Origin of the sequence: Bradyrhizobium sp. BRP56, from assembly GCF_020194035.1 — a bacterium.
In the GTDB taxonomy this organism is placed as follows: domain Bacteria; phylum Pseudomonadota; class Alphaproteobacteria; order Rhizobiales; family Xanthobacteraceae; genus Bradyrhizobium; species Bradyrhizobium australafricanum.
On sequence record NZ_JADYVV010000003.1, the window covers coordinates 159,247 to 183,458 of the forward strand.

At 64.0% G+C, this 24,212-nt stretch carries 24 protein-coding genes; 13 read left to right on the forward strand and 11 right to left on the reverse strand.

Annotated elements, in window-relative coordinates; translation table 11 throughout:
• Positions 1-7: 7 nt before the first annotated feature.
• Positions 8-1,633 (reverse strand): glutamine-hydrolyzing GMP synthase, encoded by a 1,626-nt coding sequence (gene guaA, locus I6F38_RS04190; RefSeq protein WP_249794041.1) that lies wholly within the window; start codon positions 1,631-1,633, stop codon positions 8-10.
• Positions 1,634-1,770: 137 nt separating this feature from the next.
• Here guaA and I6F38_RS04195 point away from each other — a divergent pair, with 137 nt between their 5' ends.
• A complete protein-coding gene (locus tag I6F38_RS04195) occupies positions 1,771-2,142 on the forward strand; it encodes a nuclear transport factor 2 family protein (protein ID WP_225159164.1) in 372 nt (123 codons plus the stop codon).
• 198 nt (positions 2,143-2,340) lie between these two features.
• A complete protein-coding gene (locus I6F38_RS04200; protein ID WP_225159165.1) occupies positions 2,341-2,673 on the forward strand; it encodes a DHCW motif cupin fold protein in 333 nt (110 codons plus the stop codon).
• 200 nt (positions 2,674-2,873) lie between these two features.
• Here the strand turns inward: I6F38_RS04200 and I6F38_RS04205 are convergent, their stop codons facing one another.
• A complete protein-coding gene (locus tag I6F38_RS04205; protein WP_225159166.1) occupies positions 2,874-3,326 on the reverse strand; it encodes a helix-turn-helix domain-containing protein in 453 nt (150 codons plus the stop codon).
• Positions 3,327-3,440: 114 nt separating this feature from the next.
• On the opposite strand from I6F38_RS04205, the gene I6F38_RS04210 reads away from it, so the two are divergent.
• Positions 3,441-4,718 carry an MFS transporter gene (locus I6F38_RS04210; protein WP_225159167.1) on the forward strand — a complete coding sequence of 426 codons (1,278 nt, stop codon included), beginning with the start codon at positions 3,441-3,443 and terminating at the stop codon, positions 4,716-4,718.
• A gap of 174 nt (positions 4,719-4,892) precedes the next feature.
• Here the strand turns inward: I6F38_RS04210 and I6F38_RS04215 are convergent, their stop codons facing one another.
• Together I6F38_RS04215 and I6F38_RS04220 are read right to left on the reverse strand one after the other, a co-directional pair.
• Positions 4,893-6,191, reverse strand: a complete 1,299-nt coding sequence (locus I6F38_RS04215) for an RsmB/NOP family class I SAM-dependent RNA methyltransferase (RefSeq protein ID WP_225159168.1) — start codon at positions 6,189-6,191, stop codon at positions 4,893-4,895.
• Positions 6,192-6,213: 22 nt separating this feature from the next.
• Positions 6,214-6,636, reverse strand: a complete 423-nt coding sequence (locus I6F38_RS04220; RefSeq protein WP_225159169.1) for an MAPEG family protein — start codon at positions 6,634-6,636, stop codon at positions 6,214-6,216.
• 106 nt (positions 6,637-6,742) lie between these two features.
• Between I6F38_RS04220 and I6F38_RS04225 the strand changes: the two genes are divergently transcribed.
• Both I6F38_RS04225 and I6F38_RS04230 read left to right on the forward strand, forming a co-directional pair.
• Entirely contained in the window at positions 6,743-6,958 is a 216-nt protein-coding gene (locus I6F38_RS04225; protein WP_225159170.1) for a hypothetical protein, read from the forward strand.
• 64 nt (positions 6,959-7,022) lie between these two features.
• Entirely contained in the window at positions 7,023-7,859 is an 837-nt protein-coding gene (locus tag I6F38_RS04230) for a metallophosphoesterase (RefSeq protein WP_225159171.1), read from the forward strand.
• Between the two features lie 6 nt (positions 7,860-7,865).
• Here the strand turns inward: I6F38_RS04230 and I6F38_RS04235 are convergent, their stop codons facing one another.
• Together I6F38_RS04235 and I6F38_RS04240 are read right to left on the reverse strand one after the other, a co-directional pair.
• Complete coding sequence (locus I6F38_RS04235; RefSeq protein ID WP_225159212.1) at positions 7,866-8,123, reverse strand: hypothetical protein; 258 nt, start codon at positions 8,121-8,123, stop codon at positions 7,866-7,868.
• A gap of 144 nt (positions 8,124-8,267) precedes the next feature.
• Positions 8,268-9,290 carry an NADP-dependent oxidoreductase gene (locus tag I6F38_RS04240; protein WP_076826615.1) on the reverse strand — a complete coding sequence of 341 codons (1,023 nt, stop codon included), beginning with the start codon at positions 9,288-9,290 and terminating at the stop codon, positions 8,268-8,270.
• 694 nt (positions 9,291-9,984) lie between these two features.
• Between I6F38_RS04240 and I6F38_RS04245 the strand changes: the two genes are divergently transcribed.
• The 6 genes from I6F38_RS04245 (at position 9,985) to I6F38_RS04270 (ending at position 17,145) form a co-directional block, all read left to right on the forward strand.
• Complete coding sequence (locus I6F38_RS04245; RefSeq protein WP_225159172.1) at positions 9,985-11,955, forward strand: AMP-binding protein; 1,971 nt, start codon at positions 9,985-9,987, stop codon at positions 11,953-11,955.
• On the forward strand, positions 11,952-12,737 hold the full coding sequence (locus I6F38_RS04250) for an ABC transporter ATP-binding protein (protein WP_225159173.1): 786 nt from the start codon (positions 11,952-11,954) through the stop codon (positions 12,735-12,737). The genes I6F38_RS04245 and I6F38_RS04250 overlap by 4 nt, the downstream gene beginning before the upstream one ends.
• 9 nt (positions 12,738-12,746) lie before the next feature.
• Positions 12,747-13,676, forward strand: coding sequence for a branched-chain amino acid ABC transporter permease (locus I6F38_RS04255; protein ID WP_225159174.1), 930 nt, complete (start codon positions 12,747-12,749; stop codon positions 13,674-13,676).
• A 15-nt stretch (positions 13,677-13,691) separates the two neighbouring features.
• Positions 13,692-14,819 (forward strand): branched-chain amino acid ABC transporter permease, encoded by a 1,128-nt coding sequence (locus I6F38_RS04260; protein ID WP_225159175.1) that lies wholly within the window; start codon positions 13,692-13,694, stop codon positions 14,817-14,819.
• An 83-nt stretch (positions 14,820-14,902) separates the two neighbouring features.
• Positions 14,903-16,228 carry an ABC transporter substrate-binding protein gene (locus tag I6F38_RS04265; RefSeq protein ID WP_225159176.1) on the forward strand — a complete coding sequence of 442 codons (1,326 nt, stop codon included), beginning with the start codon at positions 14,903-14,905 and terminating at the stop codon, positions 16,226-16,228.
• A gap of 74 nt (positions 16,229-16,302) precedes the next feature.
• A complete protein-coding gene (locus I6F38_RS04270; RefSeq protein ID WP_225159177.1) occupies positions 16,303-17,145 on the forward strand; it encodes an ABC transporter ATP-binding protein in 843 nt (280 codons plus the stop codon).
• A 75-nt stretch (positions 17,146-17,220) separates the two neighbouring features.
• Here I6F38_RS04270 and guaB read toward each other — a convergent pair whose 3' ends face one another.
• A complete protein-coding gene (guaB, locus tag I6F38_RS04275; protein WP_028335041.1) occupies positions 17,221-18,711 on the reverse strand; it encodes an IMP dehydrogenase in 1,491 nt (496 codons plus the stop codon).
• 183 nt (positions 18,712-18,894) lie between these two features.
• Positions 18,895-19,146 (reverse strand): hypothetical protein, encoded by a 252-nt coding sequence (locus tag I6F38_RS04280; protein WP_018271177.1) that lies wholly within the window; start codon positions 19,144-19,146, stop codon positions 18,895-18,897.
• Positions 19,147-19,285: 139 nt separating this feature from the next.
• Here I6F38_RS04280 and I6F38_RS04285 point away from each other — a divergent pair, with 139 nt between their 5' ends.
• Positions 19,286-20,773 (forward strand): DHA2 family efflux MFS transporter permease subunit, encoded by a 1,488-nt coding sequence (locus tag I6F38_RS04285; RefSeq protein ID WP_028344675.1) that lies wholly within the window; start codon positions 19,286-19,288, stop codon positions 20,771-20,773.
• Between the two features lie 65 nt (positions 20,774-20,838).
• Here I6F38_RS04285 and I6F38_RS04290 read toward each other — a convergent pair whose 3' ends face one another.
• A complete protein-coding gene (locus tag I6F38_RS04290; RefSeq protein WP_225159178.1) occupies positions 20,839-21,042 on the reverse strand; it encodes a hypothetical protein in 204 nt (67 codons plus the stop codon).
• Between the two features lie 425 nt (positions 21,043-21,467).
• On the opposite strand from I6F38_RS04290, the gene I6F38_RS04295 reads away from it, so the two are divergent.
• Positions 21,468-22,049 (forward strand): phasin, encoded by a 582-nt coding sequence (locus tag I6F38_RS04295; RefSeq protein ID WP_225159179.1) that lies wholly within the window; start codon positions 21,468-21,470, stop codon positions 22,047-22,049.
• A gap of 343 nt (positions 22,050-22,392) precedes the next feature.
• On the opposite strand, the gene I6F38_RS04305 is transcribed toward I6F38_RS04295, so the two are convergent.
• Positions 22,393-23,229 carry a Crp/Fnr family transcriptional regulator gene (locus I6F38_RS04305; RefSeq protein ID WP_225159213.1) on the reverse strand — a complete coding sequence of 279 codons (837 nt, stop codon included), beginning with the start codon at positions 23,227-23,229 and terminating at the stop codon, positions 22,393-22,395.
• A 233-nt stretch (positions 23,230-23,462) separates the two neighbouring features.
• Entirely contained in the window at positions 23,463-24,164 is a 702-nt protein-coding gene (locus I6F38_RS04310) for an RlmE family RNA methyltransferase (protein WP_225159180.1), read from the reverse strand.
• Positions 24,165-24,212: the final 48 nt, after the last annotated feature.

Genomic DNA, 24,212 nt, shown 5'->3' on the forward strand with positions numbered 1-24,212 from the left:
TGGTTCCCTACTCCCACTCAATCGTCCCCGGCGGCTTGCTCGTCACATCGTACACCACGCGGTTCACGCCCTTCACCTCGTTGATGATGCGCGTCGCGGTCTCGGCCAGAAACTTCATGTCGAACTGATAGAAGTCCGCGGTCATGCCGTCGGTCGAGGTGACGGCGCGGAGGCCGACGACGTATTCGTAGGTACGGCCGTCGCCCATCACGCCGACGGTCTTCACCGGCAGCAGCACCGCGAAGGCCTGCCAGATCGCATCGTAGAGGCCGTGCTTGCGGATCTGGTCGATATAGACGGCATCCGCGTTGCGCAGGATGTCGAGCTTTTCCCTGGTGATGTCGCCGGGGCAGCGGATGGCGAGGCCGGGGCCCGGGAACGGGTGGCGGCCGACGAACACTTCGGGCAGGCCGAGTTCGCGGCCGAGCACGCGCACCTCGTCCTTGAACAGCTCGCGCAAGGGCTCGACCAGCTTCATGTTCATGCGCGCCGGAAGGCCGCCGACATTGTGGTGCGACTTGATGGTCACTGACGGGCCGCCGGTGAAGGAGACGCTCTCGATCACGTCGGGATACAGCGTGCCCTGCGCCAAAAATTCGGCCGGACCTTCACCTTTATTTACGATCTTCTTCGCCTCCGCCTCGAACACGTCGATGAACAGCCGCCCGATGGTCTTGCGCTTCACCTCGGGATCGGTGACGCCTTCGAGCTCGCCCAGAAACTCCTTCGACGCGTCCACATGGACCAGCGGGATGTTGTAGTGGTTGCGGAACAGGTCGACGACGGTCTTGGCCTCGTCGAGCCGCAGCAGGCCGTGATCGACGAACACGCAGGTGAGCTGGTCGCCGATCGCCTCATGGATCAAGACCGCCGCGACGGCGGAATCGACGCCGCCGGACAGGCCGCAGATCACCTTGCCCGTGCCGACCTGGGCGCGGATCTTCTCGATCGCCTCCTCGCGGAACGCCCGCATGGTCCAGTCGCCGGTCAGCCCCGCGACCTTGCGCACGAAGTTGCGCAGCAGCTTGGCGCCGTCGGGCGTGTGCACCACCTCGGGATGGAACATCAGGCCGTAATATTTGCGCGTCTCGTCCTGGATGATCGCGAACGGCGCGTTCGGCGAGGTGCCGGCCACCGAAAAGCCCGGCGGCATCTTGGTGATGCGGTCGCCATGGCTCATCCACACCTGGTGCTTTTCGCCGTGGCCCCAGATGCCGTCGAACAGCTGGCTGTCGGTCTTCACCTCGACATCGGCGCGGCCGAACTCGCGATGGTGCCCGCCCTCGACCTCGCCGCCGAGCTGGGCCGCCAAGGTCATCTGGCCGTAGCAGATGCCGAGCACGGGAACACCCGACTCGAAGATCAGCTGCGGGGCGCGCGGCGAGCCGGTCTCGTGCACAGATTCCGGGCCGCCGGAGAGGATCACCGCCTTCGGCTTCATCTCCTTGAAGGCGGCCTCCGCCTTCTGGAACGGCACGATCTCGGAATAGACGCCCATCTCGCGGACGCGGCGGGCGATCAGTTGCGTCACCTGGCTGCCGAAATCGACAATCAGAATCTTGTCATGCGCCGAGGCCACGGAGGGCGTCGACGGCGCCTGAGCTGTGTCTTGGGCTGTGTGCTGGGCTGTCATGGCAAGCAGATACGCGACGGCGCCCGCCCCCGCAACCGCGCTCGAAGGGGCTCCCACATTCTTCTTTGGGCATGGACAAATCCATATAGGTCAGTATTATTGACCTAATTTGGCCATAAGCCACATGGAGGAAACCAATGCCGGATTTTCACGACCCGTCGCGCCTCAAAACCCTCGGCCGCGACTGGGTCGCCGCCTGGAACGCGCGCGACCTCGAGCGGGTGCTGGCGATGTATGCCGAGGATGCCGAGATGACCTCGGACCGGATCCCGCCGCTCGGCTTCGGCGCGTCAGGCACCGTGCGCGGCAAGGCCAGCTTGCGCGCCTATTGGAGCGCGGCGCTGGCGAAATTGCCCGAGCTGCATTTCGAGCTGATCGACCTCTATGTCTCGCCCGACAGCGTCGTCGTGTTCTACCAGAACGAACGCGGCAAGAAGATCTGCGAGTATCTGCGGCTGGATGCCGAGGGGAAGATCCGGCAGGGCTCGGCGAACCATCTGGTGGGGTGAGTTATCGTGGCATCAACCAACCCGGCCCGTCACCCTGAGGAGGTCGCGAAGCGACCGTCTCGAAGGGCGACAGCCCGGGCCCCTTCCCATCCTTCGAGGCCCGCCGAGCGCTGCTGGCGCACCGCTCTGCGCGCACCTCAGGATGACGCCGGTGGATAGGATACAGAAGCGGAAGACGCGACATCAGGAACCACGCGCATGAAAATCCCGACCCTGCCCTTCACCGTCACCGACTGGAACCAGCTCGAGCCTTCAGTGCATCCCGGCGAAACCGGACAGGCGCTGTGGCGCACGCTCAACATCGGCGAGCTGCGGGTCCGGATGGTGGAATATTCGCCCGGCTATCCCGCCGATCACTGGTGTGATCGCGGCCATGTGCTCTACGTCGTCGCGGGCGAGCTCGACACCGAGCTGCGCGACGGCCGCAGATTCACGCTGAAGCCGGGCATGAGCTACCAGGTCTCCGACTTCGGCGACGCCGCACATCGTTCATCGACGAAGACGGGTGCGACGCTGTTTATTGTGGATTGATCACACGTCGTCCGTCACCCCCGCGCAAAGGCTTCGCCTTTGTCGCTGGAGGAGCGCGTAGCGCGTCTCGAAGGGCGACGGCCCGGCTCCATCCCCGTCATTGCGAGCGTAGCGAAGCAATCCATCGCGCCGCTTGCCGAGACATGGATTGCTTCGTCGCTTCGCTCCTCGCAATGACGTGGAGAGAGTCCGCCCTTCGCTCACCGCCTCCGCGCAGCGACCTTCCTCACCTTGGTGTCAGCCCAGCTCAGCGGCTTGCCGCTCTTCGACGGCAGCACGAGCTGCCCGACCGCCTGGCCGGCCTGGTCGAGCAGCACCGAATGCGGCTCGCCGCGCGCAAAGAGATGCGCCTCGCCCCATTGCCGCAAGCCGACCACGATCGGGAACAGGTCGTGGCCCCGCCTGGTCAGCACATATTCCTGATAGGCGCTGCCGTCGGAGGCCGCGACCTGCTCGAGCACGCCGAGCTCGATCAGCGTGCGCAGCCGCGTCGTCAGCATGCCCTTGGCGATGCCGAGATTCTTCTGGAAGTCGCCGAACCGGCGCAGGCCGTCGAACGCGTCGCGCACGATCAGGAGCGACCACCAGTCGCCGATCGCGTCCAGCGCGCGCGCCACCGGGCATTCCGCTTTGGCAAATGCGGTCCGCTTCATCGCGGCCAACCTTTCTCGATCACGATTCCGAACTGGTCCTAAAATAGGACTAGACAGCGCCCGACGCAACTGGTCTCATGATGAGACCAGATTGCGAATTGCAGCGGAGGCAAGATGACGAACCAGACCATGGCCAAGGCCGGACCGGCCGAGGCCGATCACAAGGTGCACAACAGGCCCAGCCACACCACGGCTCGCGCTCTGTCTCCCGCCGTCGTGCTGTTGTTCGCCGTCGCCTGCGGGCTGAGCGTCGCCAACATCTATTTCGCGCAGCCTCTGCTGGATACCATGGCGCAGGATCTCTCCATCACGCCGGCGGTGATCGGCGGCGTCGTGACGCTGACCCAGGTCGGCTACGCATTCGGCCTGATGCTGATCGTGCCGCTCGGCGACCTCTGGGACCGCCGCAGGCTGATCGTCGGCCAGACCGTGCTGTCGGCGATCGCGCTCACCATCGTCGGCGCCGCGCCGAACGCCGCGGTGCTGCTTGTCGGCATGGTGCTGGTCGGGCTGCTCGCCGTCGTGATCCAGGTGCTGGTCGCCTACGCCGCGACGCTGGCGGCGCCGGCCGACCGCGGCCGCACCATCGGCACCGTCACCAGCGGCGTGGTTTCGGGCATTCTGCTGGCACGTTTTGCCGCCGGGGCGCTGGCCGATCTCGGCGGCTGGCGCGTGGTCTATCTCACCTCGGCCGCGCTGACGCTGGTGCTGGCGGCGCTGTTGGCACGCGCGCTGCCGCGGCACGCGCCGCAGCCGATGGCCGGATCGTCCTATGCAAAGCTGCTGCGCTCGACCGCCATGCTGTTCGTCGAGGAGCCGGTGTTGCGCGAGCGCGCGGTGTTCGCGCTGTTGATCTTCGCGAGCTTCAGCGTGTTCTGGAGCTCGGTCGTGCTGCCGCTCGCGGCTCCCCCGCTATCGCTGTCGCACACCACGATCGGCATGCTCGGGATCGCCGGCCTTGCCGGTGCGCTCGCCGCGCGCAATTCCGGCCAGCTCGCCGATCGCGGCTGGGGGCAGCGCACCACGGGCCTGTCGCTGATCCTGATGCTCGCGGGCTGGGTGCCGATCGCCGCCTGCCTCAACACCTCGCTATGGCTGGTCGTGGCCGGCGTCCTGATGATCGACTTCGCGGTGCAGGCGATCCATGTCACCAACCAGAGCCTGATCGTCGCCGCGCGCCCTGACGCGGCGAGCCGGCTGGTCGGCGGCTACATGGTGTTCTACTCGATCGGAACAGGTTTTGGCGCGATCACCTCGACGATGGCCTATGCGGCCGCCGGCTGGCCCGGCGTCTGCGTGCTGGGTGCCGCGATCAGCGCCTGCGCGCTGCTGTACTGGGTCATCGTGGTGAGCAGGACGCCGGTGCCGATTGGTGCGTGCTCCGAAACGTAGTGGACTCGCCCGTCATTGCGAGCCAACGGGTCGCGCGAACGCGCGCCCGATGAAACAGGCTCCGCGAAGCAATCCATCGTGCCGCAAGCGGAGAAATGGATTGCTTCGTCGCTTCAGCGCAAAATTGCTCTGCAATTTTGTCGCGAGCTCCTCGCAATGACGGCGGGGGAAGCGTTACGCCTTCTTCAACACCGAGACGAAGAACCCATCCGTGCCGGTGCGGCGTGGCGTCATCAGCAAGCCCTCCGGCGACAGCAATGCGGCCTCCGCAAATTGCTCGGCTTTGTCCCACAGCACCGCTGCGGTCTGCTCCGGCGGCTGCACGGAAAACTCCGGATGCCGCGCGATGAAGGCCCTGACCTGCTCGCCGTTCTCCTCCGAGAGCACCGAGCAGGTGATGTAGGCGATCCGGCCGCCGCCTTTCACCAGCGGCGCAGCGCGCTCCAACACCTCTGCCTGATCCTTCAGCCGCACCTCGAGCGCGCCGGGGCGCATGCGCCATTTGGCGTCGGGATTGCGGCGCCAGGTCCCGGTGCCGGTGCAGGGCGCGTCGATCAGCACGAGGTCGGCGGACGCCTTGATGTCGGACAACACCTCCTCCTCGCCGCGCGGCGTGCGCACATCGCAATTGTGCACGCCGGCGCGCGACAGCCGCTCATGGATCGGCGCAAGCTGGCGCTTGTCGCTGTCGGTCGCGATCAGCCGGCCCTTGCCCTGCATCATCGCCGCCACCGTCAGCGTCTTGCCGCCGGCGCCGGCGCAGAGGTCGATCACCTGCTCGCCCGGCTTGGCTGCCGAGAACAGTGCGGCGAGCTGCGAGCCCTCGTCCTGGACCTCGATGGCGCCCTTGATGAAATCCTCCTCGGCATGGATGCCCGGATTGCGCGCGTCGGCGCCGAGCTCGATGCGCAGGCCGAGCGGCGACCACGGCGTTTCCCTGGCGCCGAGATGCGACAGCCGCGGCAGCACCTTCTCGCGCTTGCCGCGCAGCGTGTTGACGCGCAGATCGAGCGGCGCGCGGCTCGCCATCGCGGTCGCTTCCGCCGCGCGGTCGTCGCCGAATACCTTTGCCAGATGCGGATCGAGCCAGTCCGGATAGTCGCCCGCGACATGCGCCGGCGCATCCTCGAGCGAGCGCGAGGCCAATGCGGCCTCCTCGGTCGCGGTCAGCGGATCCGGCGCGAACCGGCCGCCGTCGCACAGCGCCTGGATCGTGGCGATATCCATGCCGCGTTCGAGCTTGAGCATGCCGAGCACGCGCGACCGGGCGCTGGCGTCATCCATCAACCAGGCCGCGGAGGATTGCCGGCGCAGCACGTCCCAGATCAGGCCGGAGATCGCGGCGCGATCGCCGGAGCCGGCATAACGGTGCGCGGTGCCCCATTCCTTCAGCGCTTTCGCCGCGGGAATGCGCTGTGCGTCGATGGTGGCGATCAGCTCGATCGCGGCGGAAAGCCGGGCAGCGGGGGTCATTGATCTCTTTCGGTTGGGCGCATCAGATCAGCAGCAGCAGTCTGAGCGCGAAATACAGCCACATGGCCGCCAGCACCAGCGCGCCGGCGAACCAGGCGAGCGAGCGCGGCCGCACGTCGTTGGAGGTGACGAACACGCCGGCATGGGCAAACCGCGTCACCACGAACACCCAGGACATCAGCACGATGAACAGATCGGCACGGCGCAGCGGCAGCGCAATAGCGATCAGGACATAGAACAGGATCGGCAGTTCGAACTGATTGGCGAAGCAGTTGCCGAACTTGGTGGCCTGGGCCGGCCAGTTCGGCTCGCGCAGCGCGATGTCGGCGATCTTGGTCTCGCCGCTCGTCAGCGCCCTTGTACGCGTCGTCGCCATGGCGAACAACAGCACGAAGGTGATCCCGATCTGGATGAAGACCGGTAACAGAACCATTTGAACCGACATCAAAAATCTCCCTCAGCCGCGGGCGCCCGCCGCCCTCTTAGCCGCCACGCGCCCCCAACACAATGAAGCGTGCGCGGTAACCCGTTGAACCATGATCCGAGCCCGGGTGACCAACTCCCAGGACCAATGGCGGTTTCAGCCCCTCACGGTTGACGCGATAAGCATCATCACCCCGATCCTCGACAGCGCGGCCCCGGGAAGCGGTGTGCCCGGTGACGGCGGGCTCGCCGGCGTCGGTGCAGCAACTGGCGATCAGCGGCCGCCCAAAAGGCGCAAAACCAAACAACACATCAAACAGGGCTTCAAACGAGGCATCGAATAAGACGGCGAAATCGTCATCGTTCCGACTTCGCGCCGACCTATGCTCCGGCCGAAAGGAGCGATGCATGCCCCAATTTCGCCTGACACAGATCTCCGACACCCATCTCGCGCGCCGCTTCAAGCCGCTCATCGACAACTTTCATCGCGTCAGCGAGCACATCGACGCGACGCGTCCCGATCTCGTGCTCAACTCCGGCGACGTCTCGTTCGACGGGCCGACCAGCCGCGACGACCTCGCATTCGCCAAGGAGCTGCACAACGCGCTGCCGGTCGATTGCCTCTATCTGCCGGGCAATCACGACATCGGCGACAATCCGACCGCGGTCGGCGCGCCACCGACGCAATTGCCGACCGAGGAGACGCGCGGCGCCTTCACCTCGGTGCTCGGCGAGGACCGCTGGCATTTCGACGCTGCCGGCTGGTGCTTCATCGGGCTGAATTCACTGATCATGAACACCGGCCTCGACAGCGAGGCCGAGCAGTTCGACTGGCTCGCAGGCGCGCTCGACAAGGCGGTCGGCAGGCCGATCGCGCTGTTCCTGCACAAGCCGCTCCATCTCGACCTGCCCTACGATGCCGAGCGCGCCGAGACCGCGATCCGGTTCGTGCCGCAACCGGCGCGCCGCCGCCTGATCGAGATGTTCGGCAAGGTCGATTGGCGCCTGGTCGGCAGCGGCCATGTGCACCAGCGCCGCGACTATACGTTCGAGCATGTCAGACATATCTGGGCGCCCTCGGCCGGCTTCATCATCTCCGACGCGCGGCAGGAGGTGATCGGCATCAAGGAAACCGGTCTCGTCGAATACCGCTTCCAGCCCGACAGTTTCGAGGTCCGCCACGTCAGGGCGAAGGGCCAGGTCGATGTCGACCTGGACATGCTGCTCGGCAAGCAGCCGGCCTGAGCCGCGTCAGCTCCGCGCCGCGTCGTGCAGGTCCTGCTTGATCACGGTGAGCAGCGCCTGAAGCGAGTCCCCGTCGGGCTGTGGTGCCGCCGGCGCGGGCCGTGCGCGAGCTACGTGCGGCATGAAGCGGACCGGCGTCGTGTCCGGCTGCTCCTCGACGAATTTTCCGTGCAAGACGTCGTCGCGGCGGCCCATGACGAACATCGTCGCCCAATAGCCGACGGCGAGGAGAATGACCCCGACAACAATAGCTTCAAAAATCATGGCTACACCTGAAATATAGCCATACTGAATCAATTGCTGCGGGTCTCCGTCAAGCAAATGGGGGCCGAAAGGCCCCCAAATCCCCCGCCATTGTGGCGCTTTTGATACTTTGTTGCGCGGAATGGGAGCTTCCGGGCCTTCAACTCAAGCCTTGTCCGGCCCGACCCGGACCAACTGCTTGCCGAAATTGGCGCCCTTGAGCAGGCCCATGAAGGCCTCCGGCGCGCTGTCCAGGCCCTCGGTCACGAACTCCTTGTACTTGACCTTGCCCTCGCGCACCCACTGCGACATGTCGCGGAGGAAGTCGCCATGCATGGCGGCGAAGTCGCTGACGATGAAGCCACGGAAGGTCAGCCGCTTGGTCAGGATGTTGCGCATCATCGCGCCGGCCCATTTCGGGGCATGCGCTTCGGTGTCGTTGTAATGCGCGATCAGACCGCAGACCGGGATGCGCGCGAACGCGTTTAGCAGCGGAAACACCGCGTCGAACACCGCGCCGCCGACATTCTCGAAATAGACGTCGATGCCTTTCGGGCAGGCTTCCTTCAGCTTCGCCGCGAGATTGGGATCGCGGTGATCGAGGCACTCGTCGAAGCCGAGCTCGTTCTTGACGTAGGCACACTTGTCCTTGCCGCCGGCGATGCCGATCGCCCGCGCCCCCTTGATCTTTGCGATCTGGCCGACCGCCGAGCCGACCGCGCCGGACGCCGCCGCGACCACCACCGTCTCGCCCGCCTGCGGCTTGCCGATCTCGAGCAGGCCGGTATAGGCGGTCATGCCGGGCATCCCGAGTACACCGACCGCGGTCGAGATCGGCGCGATCTTCGGATCGATCTTGGCAAGGCCCTTGCCGTCGGACAGCACATGCGTCTGCCAGCCCGCGCGCGACAGCACGATGTCGCCCTTGGCAAAGCCGGGATTGTTGGAGGCGATCACCTCGCTCACCGTGCCGCCTTCCATCACGCCTCCGACCGGCACCGGTGCGGCATAGGACGGACCGTCGGCCATGCGGCCGCGCATATAGGGATCGAGCGACAGCCAGATGGTGCGGAGCAACACCTCGCCCGCACCCGGTGCCGGCGGCGTGTAGTCCTCGAGCCTGAAATTGGCCGACGTGGGCTCGCCGTGCGGGCGCGAAGCCAGAACGATGCGCTTTCCTTGGGACATGATTTCCTCTTGGGATGATTGGTTCGTGGCGCACACGTAGTCATGCAATCCACCTCCCCGCAAGGGAAATGGATTTGCTGTCTTCGCGTTGCGTTGTTTGAAATGTTGTTTGAAATGACAGCCATCATGCCAGGCACATTGGCGCCAACGCGATACCGTCACGTCGCGGCGGTTCGCAGGGCCCCCTGGTGGCGGCAGTTTGTCACGACGCGCCACCGGCAGACGAAGCGGCCGTAGTCAAGTCGCCTCATCCGACCTCGCCATCCGGCAAAGCGGTCAGGCGGCCCTCCATGGGTCGCAACGAGGGCGGCCGCGCAGCAAATCGGCAAACGGTTTCCGGTCGCGCTCGAAACCTGAGTGGCGCAGGACTCCGGTCCGCTTCGCGGCACCGCCCGACGGACGTGAGGCCTTCCGAAGCATTGGAGTTACCTCTTGAGAGCCGATCAGCGTCTTCGCGCCGCAATGTCCGTCTGGTGGCGGCCGGCTTCACCTTCGGCGAATTGGCAGCCGGTAGACCTATCTCTGCCGCGCGCGCCCGCGGCAAAAACGCGATCCATCAATCTGGCCCTTGTCGGACTTGCGATTCGCTGTAATCTCGGACCATGCGGCACTCGCATGTCTGCTACCCAAAAATGGAGCAGGCATCACCATAACAGGAGCGAACCAACGCTTCGGTTTTTGGATCGAGACCGACATGGCCGGCGGCGGATCGTATGACACGTTTCCCAAATTGCTGCTGCGAAACACGGCACAATTTGGCACGCGGCCAGCGTTCCGGCACAAGGATCTCGGCATCTGGCAGAGCTGGACCTGGGCTGAGGTTGCCGAGATCGTACGTAGCTACGCTGCCGGCTTGCATCGGCTTGGCTTGCGGCCGGGCGAGACAATCGCGGTCGTCGGCTCCAACCGACCCAAGCTTTACTGGACCATGATGGCGGCGCAGACGCTCCGCGCAATCCCTGTTCCAGTCTACTCCGATGCGGTGGCTGATGAGCTTGCTTTTGTTCTCGCTCACGCCGAGGCGACGCTGGTCGCAGCGCAGGACCAGGAGCAGGTCGACAAGGTCCTGTCGGTGTCCGACCGACTGCCGCAACTCAACAGGATTATCTACGACGAACCGCGCGGAATCGACGGCTACGACCACGGTCGACTGATCGCAATCGGCGATATCATCAATGACGGCCGCGCCGCGCTTGCAGCCGACGCAGCACTTGGCGAACGGATCGATGAATCCATTCGGGCCGGCAACGGTTCGGACATCGCGATCATCCTCTACACCTCGGGAACGACCGGCGCGCCCAAGGGCGTCATGCTGTCGGCGCGAGGCTGCATCGATGCTGCAACCGACACCACGCGGTTCGACAAGTTGACCGACAAGGACGTGGTGCTGGCCTATCTGCCGCTGGCTTGGGCGGGCGATCATTACGTCAGCTATGCACAAGGCCTTGTGGCCGGATTCTGCATGGCGTGCCCCGAGAGCAGCAACACAATCGAGCAGGATCGGCATGAGATAGGACCAACCTTCTACCTGGCCCCGCCACGCGGTTACGAGGCCATGCTGACGCGGCTGATGGTCCGGATGGAGGACGCAGCGCCGATCAAGCGGCGATTGTTCAGCTACTTTCTGGACGTCGCGCGGCGGTATGGCGAGCAAGTCTTGACGGGACGTCCGGTGCCGCTGTCGGGCCGATTGCTCTATGCGCTGGGACGCTGGCTGGTCTACGAGCCTCTCAAGAACGTTCTCGGCCTGTCTCAGGTGCGCGTCGCATACACCGGAGGCGAAGCTATCGGTCCGGATCTGTTCGCGTTCTACCGCGCGATCGGACTGAACCTGAAACAGCTCTACGGCCAGACCGAAGCGTTCCTCTATGTAACGTGTCAACCCGATGGCGAGATCTACCCGGATACGGTTGGTCCGCCGGCGCCCAACGTCGACATCCGCATCGCGGAATCGGGCGAAGTGCAGTTTCGCTCGCCCGGCATGTTCCTCGGATATTTCAAGGATCAGGCAAAGACCGCGGAAGCGACGACGTCCGACGGATATGTCAGGACCGGCGATGCGGGCTTTTTCGACGAGAAAACCGGGCATCTGAAGATCATCGATCGTGCGAAGGACGTCGGTCGATTGGCTGACGGCACGATGTTTGCTCCCAAGTACCTTGAGAACAAGCTGAAGTTCTATCCCAATATCAAGGAAGCGATCACGTTCGGTGACTCCAGAGAGTTCGTATGCGCCATGCTCAACATCGACCCGGTCGCGGTCGCGAATTGGGCGGAACGCAACAACGTCGCCTACGGGTCCTATCAGGAGCTTGCCGGGCATCCGCTGGTCTACGACATGGTCGCCAAAGACGTTGCCGCGGTAAACCGCTCCCTGGCCGGGGAAACGGTGCTTGCGGGCGCCCAGATTCGCCGCTTCCTCATTCTGCACAAGGAGCTCGACGCGGATGACGGCGAGCTGACCCGCACGCAGAAAGTGCGCCGCCGCTTCATTGCCGAACGCTATGCGTCGCTGGTCACGGCACTCTACAACGGAGCGCATGACGCCGACATTTCCACGGAAGTCACGTTTGAGGATGGCCGGAAGGGCACGATCGCGGCACGAGTCGAGATTCGCGACATGCAAATCATCGGTCCGGCAGAATCGCTGGGAAGAGCAGCATGAGAGCGCCAAACGCCAACGAAATCCTGCTGCAGGTCGAGGGCGTGGCACTGGCCTTCGGCGGCGTCAAGGCGCTGCGGAACGTCTCGTTCAACGTCAAGAAAGGCGAAATTCGCGCCATCATCGGCCCCAACGGCGCCGGCAAAACCTCAATGCTGAACGTCGTCAACGGTTTCTATCATCCCAACCATGGCGCGATCACCTTCAAGGGCAGGACCCGGTCCAAAATGCAGCCGTTCGAGGCGGCGCGCGGCGGCATCGCGCGCACCTTTCAAAATGTCGCCTTGTTCAAGGGCATGAGCGCGCTCGACAACATCATGGCAGGCCGCACCTTGAAGGTCCGCCGGGGGCTGTTGTGGCAGCTGCTGCGTTATGGCCCTGCCCTCGCAGAGGAGATCGAGCATCGGCGCAAGGTCGAGGAGATCATCGACTTTCTCGAGATCGAGACAATCCGCAAGGTACCGGTCGGGCGTCTGCCATACGGTTTGCAGAAGCGTGTCGAACTCGGTCGCGCCCTGGCGATGGAGCCCGACCTTCTGCTCCTGGACGAGCCGATGGCAGGCATGAACCTCGAGGAGAAGGAGGACATGTCGCGGTTCATCATTGATGTGAACAACCATTACGGCACGACCATTGCCCTGATCGAGCACGACATGGCCGTGGTCATGGATCTGTCGGACCGCGTAGCGGTGCTCGATCACGGCGTGAAGATCGCCGACGGCACGCCTGATGAAGTGAAGAGAAGTCAAGCCGTGATCGACGCATATCTTGGCGTCGCGCATTGAGGTGCGTCCATGATCGCACTGGGTCAGTTTCTCGAGGTCCTGATCGGCGGATTGATGTCCGGCGTGCTCTATTCGCTGGTTGCGCTCGGCTTCGTGCTGATCTTCAAGGCATCCGGCGTATTCAACTATGCGCAGGGAGCAATGGTGTTGCTCGCGGGATTGGCGCTGGTTCGCGCCCTCGACCTCCTGGTCGCCAACGGCCTTCCGCTTTGGGTCGCGGTCATCCTCGCGATCGGCTTTGCCGCCGTGATCATGGCAGCAACCGCCTGGCTCATCGAGCGGTTCGTGATCGGACCTCTGGTCAATCAGGATGGCTTGACGCTGTTCATGTCGACGATCGGCGTGACATTCGTTATCGAGGGCGCCGCGGAGATGATCTTCGGATCGGATGTCTACCCGCTCCGGCTGTTCCCGACCGACGCCTGGTTCTTGTTTGAAGGCCTGTTCCCGGGCGGGATTCTGGTCAACAAGCTGGATGTCTGGGGCGCATTGATCGCGGGCGTCCTGGTCGCCGGCCTCGCGGTCTTCTTTCAGCGTACCAAGACCGGTCGCGCGCTCAGAGCCGTGGCCGACGACCATTTGGCCGCGCATTCGATCGGGATTCCAATCAGCTGGATTTGGTTCGTGGTCTGGCTCGTTGCCGGCCTCGTTGCGCTCGTCGCGGCGACCGTGTGGGGGACCAAGCTTGGCGTGCAGTTCTCCATCACGTTTCTCGCGCTGAAGGCTTTGCCGGTCCTGATCATCGGCGGCCTCACCTCGATTCCCGGAGCCATCGTCGGCGGGCTCATTGTCGGGGCGGGTGAGAAGCTCGCAGAGGTATATCTCGGGCCGGCCATCGGCGGCGGCATCGAATATTGGTTTGCCTACGTGCTGGCGCTGGCGGTGCTGCTCCTGCGGCCGCAGGGCCTGTTCGGCGAGCGCATCATCGAACGCGTCTGAGGCAAGGAGGTCGTTGTGCTCTATCGCGAAGCTGGCCAGTTCAAGGCGACCTATGCGGAGGATATGGCGATCTTCCCGATCCGGCAGGATCGTATCGCCCTCGCTGTCTTGCTCGGAATTGCTTTCATTGGCGTGCCGCTGCTGGCCACCTTCCGGATCTGGCCGTTCGGCACCGACTATCTGTTGTGGGCCATCCTGCTGCCCTTCCTCATCCTGGCGCTCGCCGCCATCGGGACAAACATTCTCGTCGGCTATTGCGGCCAGATCTCGCTCGGCAGCGGCGCGTTCATGGCCATCGGCGCCTATTCCGCCTACAAGCTGGCGACCGGCGTTCATATCCCGCTTGCCTGGCTCGGCTTCGCGATCGCGATCCCACCGTTGCCCGTGCTGGCATCCATTCTGCTTGGCGGGTTCATGGCGGCGGGTGCCGGAATCCTGTTCGGCATTCCCAGTCTGCGGATCAAGGGTCTCTACCTGGCGGTCGCAACGCTCGCCGCGCAGTTCTTCTTCGATTGGGCGTTCCTGCGGATCCCGTGGTTCACCAACTACGCCCCGTCGGGATCAGTGAATGCGCCGGAACTGGATTTCTTCGGTATGGTCGTTCGCTCGCCGGTCGAGCGCTACCTGCTGTGCCTGGCCGTCGTGACCGTGATGGCGGTGTTGGCGAAAAATCTCGTGCGCGGCAATCTCGGCAGGCAGTGGATGGCGATCCGCGACATGGATATCGCCGCCGAGCTGATCGGCATCAGGCCGCTTTATGCAAAACTAACGGCTTTCGCAGTCTCTTCGTTCATCATCGGGGTGGCGGGTGCGCTCTGGGCGTTCGTCTACCTCGGTTCATGGGAGCCGCTTGCGTTCTCGATCGACCGCTCGCTTGAGCTTCTGTTCATGGTCATCATCGGCGGGCTCGGCTCGATCATGGGTTCGTTCATCGGAGCAGCGTTCATCCTCATCGTGCCGATCATGCTGAATGTGATTCCGACCAAGCTCGGTCTGCCACTGTCGACGCAAACGATCACTCACCTCCAGTTCATCATCTTCGGATCCTTGATCTGTTATCTGCTCATCAAGGAACCCCATGGCTTCGCCCGGCTGATCTCGATCGGCAAGGAGAAGCTCAGACTTTGGCCGTTTCCCTATTGAGGCAGCGATCGTGCCTTGATCGCAATGCGGATGGCGGCCGCCGACAACGGAGAGGAAGGAAGTACCGCAAGGAGGATATCAATATGGCAAGTATTGCACGCAGGTTACTGACACTCGCGACCGCCTTGGCCGGAGCGGCGCTTAGCGCACCGGCCGCAGCGCAAAACGAACAGTTCATCCCAATTCTGTCTTACCGGACCGGACCGTACGCTGTGAACGGCGCGCCCTACGCAAACGGCGTGGTAGACTACTACAACCTGATCAATGAACGTGACGGCGGCATCAACGGCATCAAGATTCTGACCGAGGAATGCGAGACGGGTTACGCGACCGACAAGGGAGTGGAGTGTTACGAGCGTCTCAAGAGCAAAGGACCAACCGGCGCGGCCTTCATCAATCCGCTGTCGACCGGAATCACCTTCGCACTCACCGAAAAGACCGCGGCTGACAAAATCCCGATCATTACGATGGGGTATGGCCGTGCCGATTCCAAGAACGGCGCGGTGTTCGCATATAATTTTCCATTGCTTGGCACTTATTGGTCCGCGGCCGACATCGCGATCCAGCACGTCGCCAAGGAACTCGGCGGCTTCGACAAGCTGAAGGGCAGGAAGATTTCGCTGCTGTACCATGACAGCCCCTATGGCAAAGAGCCAATTCCGATGCTGCAGGTGCTGGCGCAGAAGTACGGCTTTGAATTCACGCCGATCCCCGTCACGCATCCCGGCGTCGAGCAGAAGTCGCAATGGCTGGCTATCCGCCAGAATCGGCCGGACTATGTTCTGGTCTGGGGCTGGGGCGTCATGAACAGCACGGCAATCAAGGAAGCAGCCGCCGTCGCCTATCCGCGCGACAAGATGATCGGTGTTTGGTGGTCAGGCGCAGAGCCGGATGTGACGCCGGCGGGCGATCAGGCCAGCGGTTACAAATCGTTGATGCTTCAGCATGGCGCAGGAAAATTCCCCGCGCACGCCGACATAGAGAAGTACGTCTACGCCAAGGGAAAGGGTTCGACAGAACCTGGCAAGATCGGCGAAGTCCTCTACAACCGCGGCATCACGAATGCCATGCTCGGCGTAGAGGCGATCCGCAAGGCGCAAGAGAAATTCGGCAAGCAACCGCTGACGGGCGAGCAGGTCCGTTGGGGGCTCGAGAACCTCACACTCACCGATGCACGAATCAAGGAGCTCGGCTTTGAGGGAATGTTGAAGCCGGTCAGCATTTCCTGCTCCGACCACGAAGGCGCGCGCTACGGGCGCGTCCAGCAATGGGATGGCAAGAGTTGGAAAGTGATCTCCGACTGGTACACGGCTGACGAATCGCTGATCGAACCGCTCGTCGCCGATGTGTCCGCGAAGTATGCCGCAGAGAAGAAGATCAAGCCGCGCGACTGCGCGAAAGAAACCTGACCCGTGCGAGTGATCCGGGAGGCAGGATTGCCTGCTCCCGGATCCCAGCCCCTGCTCAGTTTGGAGGTCTGCGCATGTCAATCGCCAAGGTCGTCACCGCTGCGACGGAAGCGGCAGCTCTGATCTTATCGGTTAACAATATCGAGGTTGTCTACGATCACGTCATTCTCGTGTTGAAGGGCGTCTCGCTGGACGTCCCGCGAGGCGGCATTGTTGCGCTTCTCGGCGCCAACGGCGCCGGCAAGACGACGACGCTGAAGGCAGTCTCCAATCTGCTGCACGCGGAGCGCGGCGAGGTCACCAAGGGTTCGATCCTGTTCAACGGCGTCGAGGTGAAATCCCTGTCGCCAAACGACGTGGTGCGACGCGGCTGCATCCAGGTGATGGAGGGGCGGCGTGCCTTCCCCCATCTGACGGTCGAGGAGAACATCCTGACCGGCGCCTTTACGCGGACGGACGGCAAGCTCGCGATCGCGCAGGACCTTGAACGTGTCTACGCCTATTTCCCCCGCCTCAAAGAGCGACGCAGTTCCACCGCCGGCTATACGTCGGGCGGCGAACAGCAGATGTGCGTGATTGGCCGCGCGCTGATGTCACGCCCGAAGATGATCCTGCTCGACGAACCATCGATGGGCCTCGCGCCGCAGATCGTCGAAGAGATCTTCGAGATCGTGAAGGATCTCAACACCAAGGAAGGTGTGTCGTTTCTTCTCGCCGAGCAGAACACCAATATGGCGCTCAGATATGCAAGCCACGGCTACATCCTCGAAAACGGCCGCGTGGTGATGGACGGCGAAGCGCACGCGCTCGCCGCAAATGAGGACGTCAAGGAGTTCTATCTTGGCGTCGCCGGAGAGAAGCGAAAATCATACCGCGATGTGAAGCACTACAAGCGACGCAAGCGCTGGCTCGCCTAGCGAATGATGGCGTCCCGGACTCCCGGGACTCCGGGTTCGGCCCTTCGGACCGCCCCGGAATGACGGTGCTTGGGCCTACACCCCGCCCGGATAGTTCGGGGCTTCGCGCGTGATGGTGACGTCATGGACGTGGCTCTCGCGCAGGCCGGCGCCGGTGATGCGGACGAATTCGGCCTTGTCGTGGAAATCCCTGATGTCCTTGGCGCCGACATAGCCCATCGCCGCCCTGAGACCGCCGGCGAGCTGGTGCATCACATTGCCGACCGGGCCCTTGTAGGGCACCTGGCCCTCGATGCCTTCGGGGACGAGCTTCAGCGTGTCCTTGATGTCCTGCTGGAAGTAGCGGTCGGCCGAGCCGCGCGCCATCGCGCCGACCGAGCCCATGCCGCGATAGGCCTTGTAGGAGCGGCCCTGCCACAGGAAGACTTCGCCCGGCGTCTCGTCGGTGCCGGCGAGCAGCGAGCCGACCATGGCGATGTCGGCACCGGCGGCGAGCGCCTTGGCGAGGTCGCCGGAATATTTGATGCCGCCGTCGGCGATCACGGGCACGTCGGCCTTCTTCGCCGCGGCCACCGCGTCCATGATCGCGGTAAGCTGCGGCACGCCGACGCCGGCGACGATGCGCGTGGTGCAGATCGAGCCGGGGCCGATGCCGACCTTGATGCAGTCGGCGCCGGCATCGATCAGCGCCTGCGCGCCGCCCTCGGTCGCGACGTTACCGGCCACCACCTGCACCGCGTTGGAGAGCCGCTTGATGCGGTTGACGGCATTGAGCACATGGCGCGAATGGCCGTGCGCGGTGTCGACCACGACGACGTCGACGCCGGCATCGATCAGCCGCTCGGTGCGTTCATAGCCGGTCTCGCCGACCGTGGTGGCGGCGGCGACGCGCAGGCGGCCGTGCTCGTCCTTGCAGGCGAGCGGATGGGCGACCGCCTTCTCGATGTCCTTGACGGTGATCAGGCCGACGCAGCGATACTGGTCGTCGACGACGAGCAGCTTCTCGATGCGATGCTTGTGCAGCATCCGCTTCGCCTCGTCCTGGCCGACGCCCTCGCGCACCGTGACGAGGTTCTCGTGCGTCATCAGCTCCGAGACCTTTTGCCGGGGATCGCTGGCGAAGCGCACGTCGCGGTTGGTCAGGATGCCGACCAGCTTGCCCGGCACGTTCTTGGCGGCACCGGTGACGACCGGAATGCCCGAGATGCCGTTCTCCTTCATCAGGGTCAGCGCATCGGCCAGCGTGGCGTCGGGGCCGATGGTCAGCGGATTGACCACCATGCCGGACTCGAACTTCTTGACCTGCCGCACCTGCGCGGCCTGCCCTTCCGGATCGAAGTTGCGGTGGATGACGCCGAGACCGCCGGCCTGCGCCATCGCGATCGCCATGCGCGCCTCGGTGACGGTGTCCATCGCGGACGCCATGATCGGGATGTTGAGCGAGATCGCGCGGGTGACGCGCGAGCGAATATCGACTTCCGAGGGAAGCACGTCGGACAAACCGGGCTTCAGCAGCACATCGTCGAACGTGAAGGCTTCGCGGATAGCCGGAAATCCCGTGGCCATTGCCAACTCCTTTATCTGCGGCCCAGCCGCGATGGTCTTACGGATGAACGCCGCCTGCGGCGACGCTCGCTGCGTCACCGTCGAATCGGCGCCCATCGGTGGGGTTGACGCTGGTCGATAGCATGGCGGCATGACGAATCAAAGTGTTTGCCAGCCATGCACAGGCCTTTTTAGGGGGCCGGTTCAGGGCGCCCGGTAACCCGGCGGCGGCCCATGGCGGCGGATCGCTTCGACCATTTCGCGATGGCGCCGGTCCTCGCGCTTCATGTGGACCGCGATCACGGCATGGGCCGACGGCACCAGCAGCAACACGTGGAAAAACAGCCCGAAAACCGCGCAAAACACGATCAGGACCAGATTAAAGATGGCCGAAAACGGCTGTCCGTTCAGGAGCAGTCCGATTGGCGGCAGGAGAGCGGCAAGGACGTAGATCACGGCGAACCTTTGGACACGGGCGGATGCATACCAGCGTCACGCAGGATTTAGGGCGTTTGGCCGGTTCCGCAATAGCGTGGCCGAGGGCAGGATGATATGGCCCGCTCGCCCGCCTTTTCAGCACAGCTGTCCTATTTTGATGAACAAGCAACGCCTGATCCCGCTCATCGTGGCCACCGCCCTGTTCATGGAGAACATGGACTCCACGGTGATCGCGACCTCGCTGCCCGCGATCGCCGCCGATATCGGCACCAGCCCGCTGACGCTGAAACTGGCGATCACCTCCTACCTGCTGTCGCTCGCGGTGTTCATCCCGGCGAGCGGCTGGACCGCGGACCGCTTCGGCGCCCGCATCGTGTTTGCCGGCGCCGTCGGCGTGTTCATGCTGGGCTCGATCGGCTGCGCGCTGTCATCCTCGGTGACCGATTTCGTGTTCGCCCGCATCCTGCAGGGCCTCGGCGGGGCGATGATGACCCCGGTCGGGCGACTGGTGCTGCTGCGCTCGGTCGACAAGAGCGCGCTGGTCAACGCGATGGCCTGGGTGACGGTCCCGGCGCTGATCGGCCCGGTGATCGGGCCGCCGCTTGGCGGCTTCATCACCACCTATTTCTCCTGGCACTGGATCTTCCTGATCAACATCCCGATCGGGCTGCTCGGCATCTTCCTGGCGCTGAAATACATCGACCCGATCAAGAGCGAGGATCCCGAGCGCTTCGATCTCGTGGGACTGGTGCTGGCCGGGATCGGCCTCGCCGGCATCGCCTTCGGGCTGTCGGTGGCCGGGCTCAATCTGCTGCCGTGGCCGATCGTCGCCGCGCTGGTCGGTGTCGGCACGGTCTCGATGACGCTTTACGTCATCCACGCACGGCGGACCGGTTCGCCGGTGCTCGATTTCGGCTTGCTGCGGCTGCCGACCATGCGCGCGTCGATCGTCGGCGGCTTCATGTTCCGGCTCGGCATCGGCGCGCTGCCGTTCCTGCTGCCGCTGTTGATGCAGGTCGGCTTCGGCCTGTCGCCGTTCCAGTCCGGTCTCGTCACCTTTGCGTCGGCGGTCGGCGCCATGGGGATGAAGACGCTGGCGGCGCGCATCATCCGCGCCTTCGGCTTCCGCAACATGATGACCGTCAACGCGGTGGTCAGTTCGGCCTTCCTCGCCGCCTGCGCCTTGTTCACGATCTCGACGCCGCTGATGCTGATCTTCACCATCCTGGTGGTCGGCGGCTTCTTCCGCTCGCTGCAATTCACCGCGATCAACACCGTGGCCTATGCCGAGGTCGAGGCGCCGCAGATGAGCCGGGCCACCACCCTCGTCAGCGTCAACCAGCAGCTCGCGGTGTCCGCCGGCGTCGCGGTCGGCGCGTTCTCGGTTGAAACCACGCTGGCGCTGCATCACCAGACCGAGCTCTCCGCCGACGTGTTCGCGCCGGCCTTCATCGTGGTCTCGTTGATCTCGGCGGCCTCGGCCTGGTTCTTCTGGCAGATGCCGGCTGAGGCCGGCAACGAGATCGCCGGTCGCAAGGCGATCGACATCTCGAGCCGCAAGGGCGCCGAGAAGCGCGCCGCGACCGAAGCCGTCAAGGTCGCGACCGAGGACACCCAGAACGCGCGCGATCAGCGGCTCGGCTAGTCGGTCGAACGAGCCGTTCCCGAGGCACGGACACCGCGAGTCGCCGTCAGGTCACGACCATGCCATCAGGGGTGGCCGGTCATTCCGCCTGGCTGTCCTCGATCCGGACGTTCGATCAGTTCGTAAGTGGGAACGTGGGTCGCTTCCAGCCACGATTCCAGCGCTGCTCCGCAGACCGTGCAGATCGCATCACCCGTATGCGGCACCAAGAACTTCTCTTCGGTGCGTCTGTACTCGGCGCCGCAATTGCATTGAACAATGGTCGCCATCTGGGAAATATGCGCTTGCGTCGCCCGATTTTCCAGTCCTCCAAGAAACGGCCCCAGTGCGCGAAACCTGACGCTGCACCAAGGCCGCCAACCCAGTTGGGGTTTTCTCCCGGTGGGCTTGGGGGGCATTGGCCGGGAGCAAAGGAGTCGACTCCAGCTACGCACCGAGGTTCCAAGCAGTCGCGCCGAAATGTCGTGCTGCGCGCCTTCCGATCAGGATGACACCTGACCACGCACCGTCCTGACGCAAGCGGTCGAGATGTCCAGCTGCACCGGCCGCGCCACCGCCGCGATCGGTGGCTGAACGCCCCGCGGTGGCACGATACGACGGCCGTTTCGTCCCGGAAAAAAATCTCCGCGAGAGTCAGAAAGCGAACGGAAGCTACGCCGCCGATCCTGCATAGTCCGGCTCAAGCGGGCACGCGGTGACCCGGCATTCAGCAAAAAGCCATGTGGAAGGAAGCGCTCCAGGTGCGCTTCCCCAGCGTCCGTGCACCGCGAGGCGCGGATTTTCCTTGATCTGGTTTCGCTTGAAAGGATCAGAGCCAGTGAGTGACGTCCATACGAATGAAGTGAGCGATAATCCGAAAGCCGGCGGCTTTGGCCTGCCCCTGTTCGCGTTGCCTCAGGCCTTTCAGGGTATCGCCGAACAAAATGCAAGGCGTGCCCGAGAACAGTTCGAGAAGGCCAAGGAAGCTTCGGAGGAAATCTCCGTCCTGCTCAAGGAAGCATATGCGGTCAACGCCAAGGGCGCCGCGGATTACGCAGCCAAGGTGATCGAGATCTCGCATTCCAACGCCAGTTCGGCCCTCGCGTTCATATCCGAACTCGCCGGCACCAGATCGCTGTCGGAAGTCATCCAGCTTTCGGCCAATCACGGCCGCAAGAATTTCGAAGCGACGACCGCGCAGAACAAGGAGCTCTGGGAGATCGCGAAGAAGGTTGCGACCGAGACCTCCGAGCCGATCAAGAAGAGCTTTGCAAAGGCCCTGAAAACACCTTCCTGAGGAGCCGCCCCCCCCCCCCGCTCCCAGGCCGGCTGGACCAAGCGTCTCCGATCAGAAGAGGCGCGGTCCAGCCGACGGTGCGCGGGACCCGCAATCCCTGACATTGGAGGAGGACCAAGATGGGCGTCATCATGATCAAATGCCCGCGGACGGGACGTGCGATCAATACCGGCATGAAATCCGACCGCGAGACGTTCCGGTGCAGCACCGTGTTCTTTTCGCGCAGCTATTGCACGAGTTGTCGGACCAATCACGAATGGTTCGCCAGGGACGCGTGGGTGCACGAACCCGAGCACGAATTGCGCAAGGCGTCCTGACATCCGCGTCTGCGTTGCAACCGCAATCAATGGCTTCGTGATCGCTCAGCACCCGCGCCGCGCGTATGTGCATGAACCTTGTCGCCATTGGTCCATGGTCCGGCGTGCGAACGCCGAGGTCCATGTGGCGGCGCGCCGTGACCGGACGACCTCATCCCTTCCGCGGATACGATGCGGTCGATCCTGCCGCGCATGATCTCGTAGCATTCACAGGCCGCGGTTTCGAGCCGCGGCCTGTCGACTTCGATCGAGCTCCGCCGGTTGGAGCGGATTGCGCCCGAGGCGCGAAGCTTGTGCACGACGTGGGTCACGGTCGTTCGTCGCACGCCCAGCAATTCCGATAGCGTCTCCTGCGTCAGCGGCAGCGCGTCGTCGCCGATCTGATCGTGAACCTGCAACAGCCACCGGGCCAGGCGGGCCTCCACGGAATGGAGCGCATTGCACGCCGCGATATGCTGGAACTGGACCAGCAACGACCGCATATGGAGCTGTACCGCACTGCCAAGCGCGTGACTGTGCGCGAGCGCGGCGTGAAATCGTGCCGGCGAAATCTGCCACGTCGTGCCCGCGACGCGAACCACCGCGGTCATCGGCGAGCGTATCGACCTGAGTGTCGACAGGATGCCGGCGGCACCCTCATTGCCGATCATTGTTGTCGCAACGGCCTGCCCGTTCGGCAGGTCCATAACGAACGCGATCAATGCCGTGCAGGGAAAATAGATCTGTTCGACGAGGTCGCCCGACCGCACCAGCACGGCGTCGCGTTCGAGCGATATCTTGCGGAGATGAGGCGCAAGCAAATCAAGGTCGGCGGGCGGCAAGGCCGCCAGAAGGCGATTACCTATGCTCGACCTGCGTTCCATCACGGAAGAGCTCCGCAAGACGGAGGCGCGGCTCGCTGCACAAACCTGTCATGGCGCCAGGCCGAAACACGCAACGAACTGACCGCGCCGGGAAGATAGAATACGCCGTAACGGAAAGAGTTCCAATGGATTCAGGTCAGCTCGGGACGCGCTCGCGTACCGGGCAGCGCTCCGGCCGGGCCCCATGAGGGATCTGGATTGCCTTCGCGGAGGCTTCGGCGAACGCGTCGCCGCTACGCCCCGCGCAATGACGGCTGTTGCTGCCCGCGAAATCCCGTCGCCAGCACATAGCGCTCCGACGAATCCTGCCGGCTGGCGGACGGCTTGACGTGGCGGACGGTCGCGAAATCGCGCTTCAGCTGCGCCACCAACTCGGCGTCGGCGCCGCTCTGGAACACTTTTGCCAGGAACGTGCCGCCGGGATTGAGCACCTCGCCGGCGAAATGCGCGGCGGTCTCGACCAGGCCGATGATACGCAGCTGATCGGTCTTGCGATGCCCGGTGGTGTTGGCGGCCATGTCGGACATCACGATGTCGGCGCGGCCACCCATCATCGCGATCAGTTTTTCCGGCGCGTCGTGGTCGAGGAAGTCGAGCTGCGCGAAGGTGACGCCGGGAATCTCGCCCATCTCCAAGAGATCGATCGCGACCACCTTGCCCTTGCCGTCGACAGCACCGGTCCGCTTGGCCGCGATCTGGCTCCAGCCGCCGGGCGCCGCGCCGAGGTCGACCACGGTCATGCCCGGCTTGAGCAGACGGTATTTGTCGTCGATCTCGAGCAGCTTGAAAGCTGCGCGGGAGCGGTAGCCCATCGCCTTGGCCTTGGCGACGTAGGGATCGTTGAGCTGGCGCTCGAGCCAGAGTTTTGACGACAGCTTGCGCTTGCCGCCGCTCTTGACCGTGACGTGCAGCCGCCCGGTGGTGTCTTTCGCCATTTCATTTTCTCTTCTCCCTCGCCCCGCTCTTGCGGGGAGAGGGTTGGG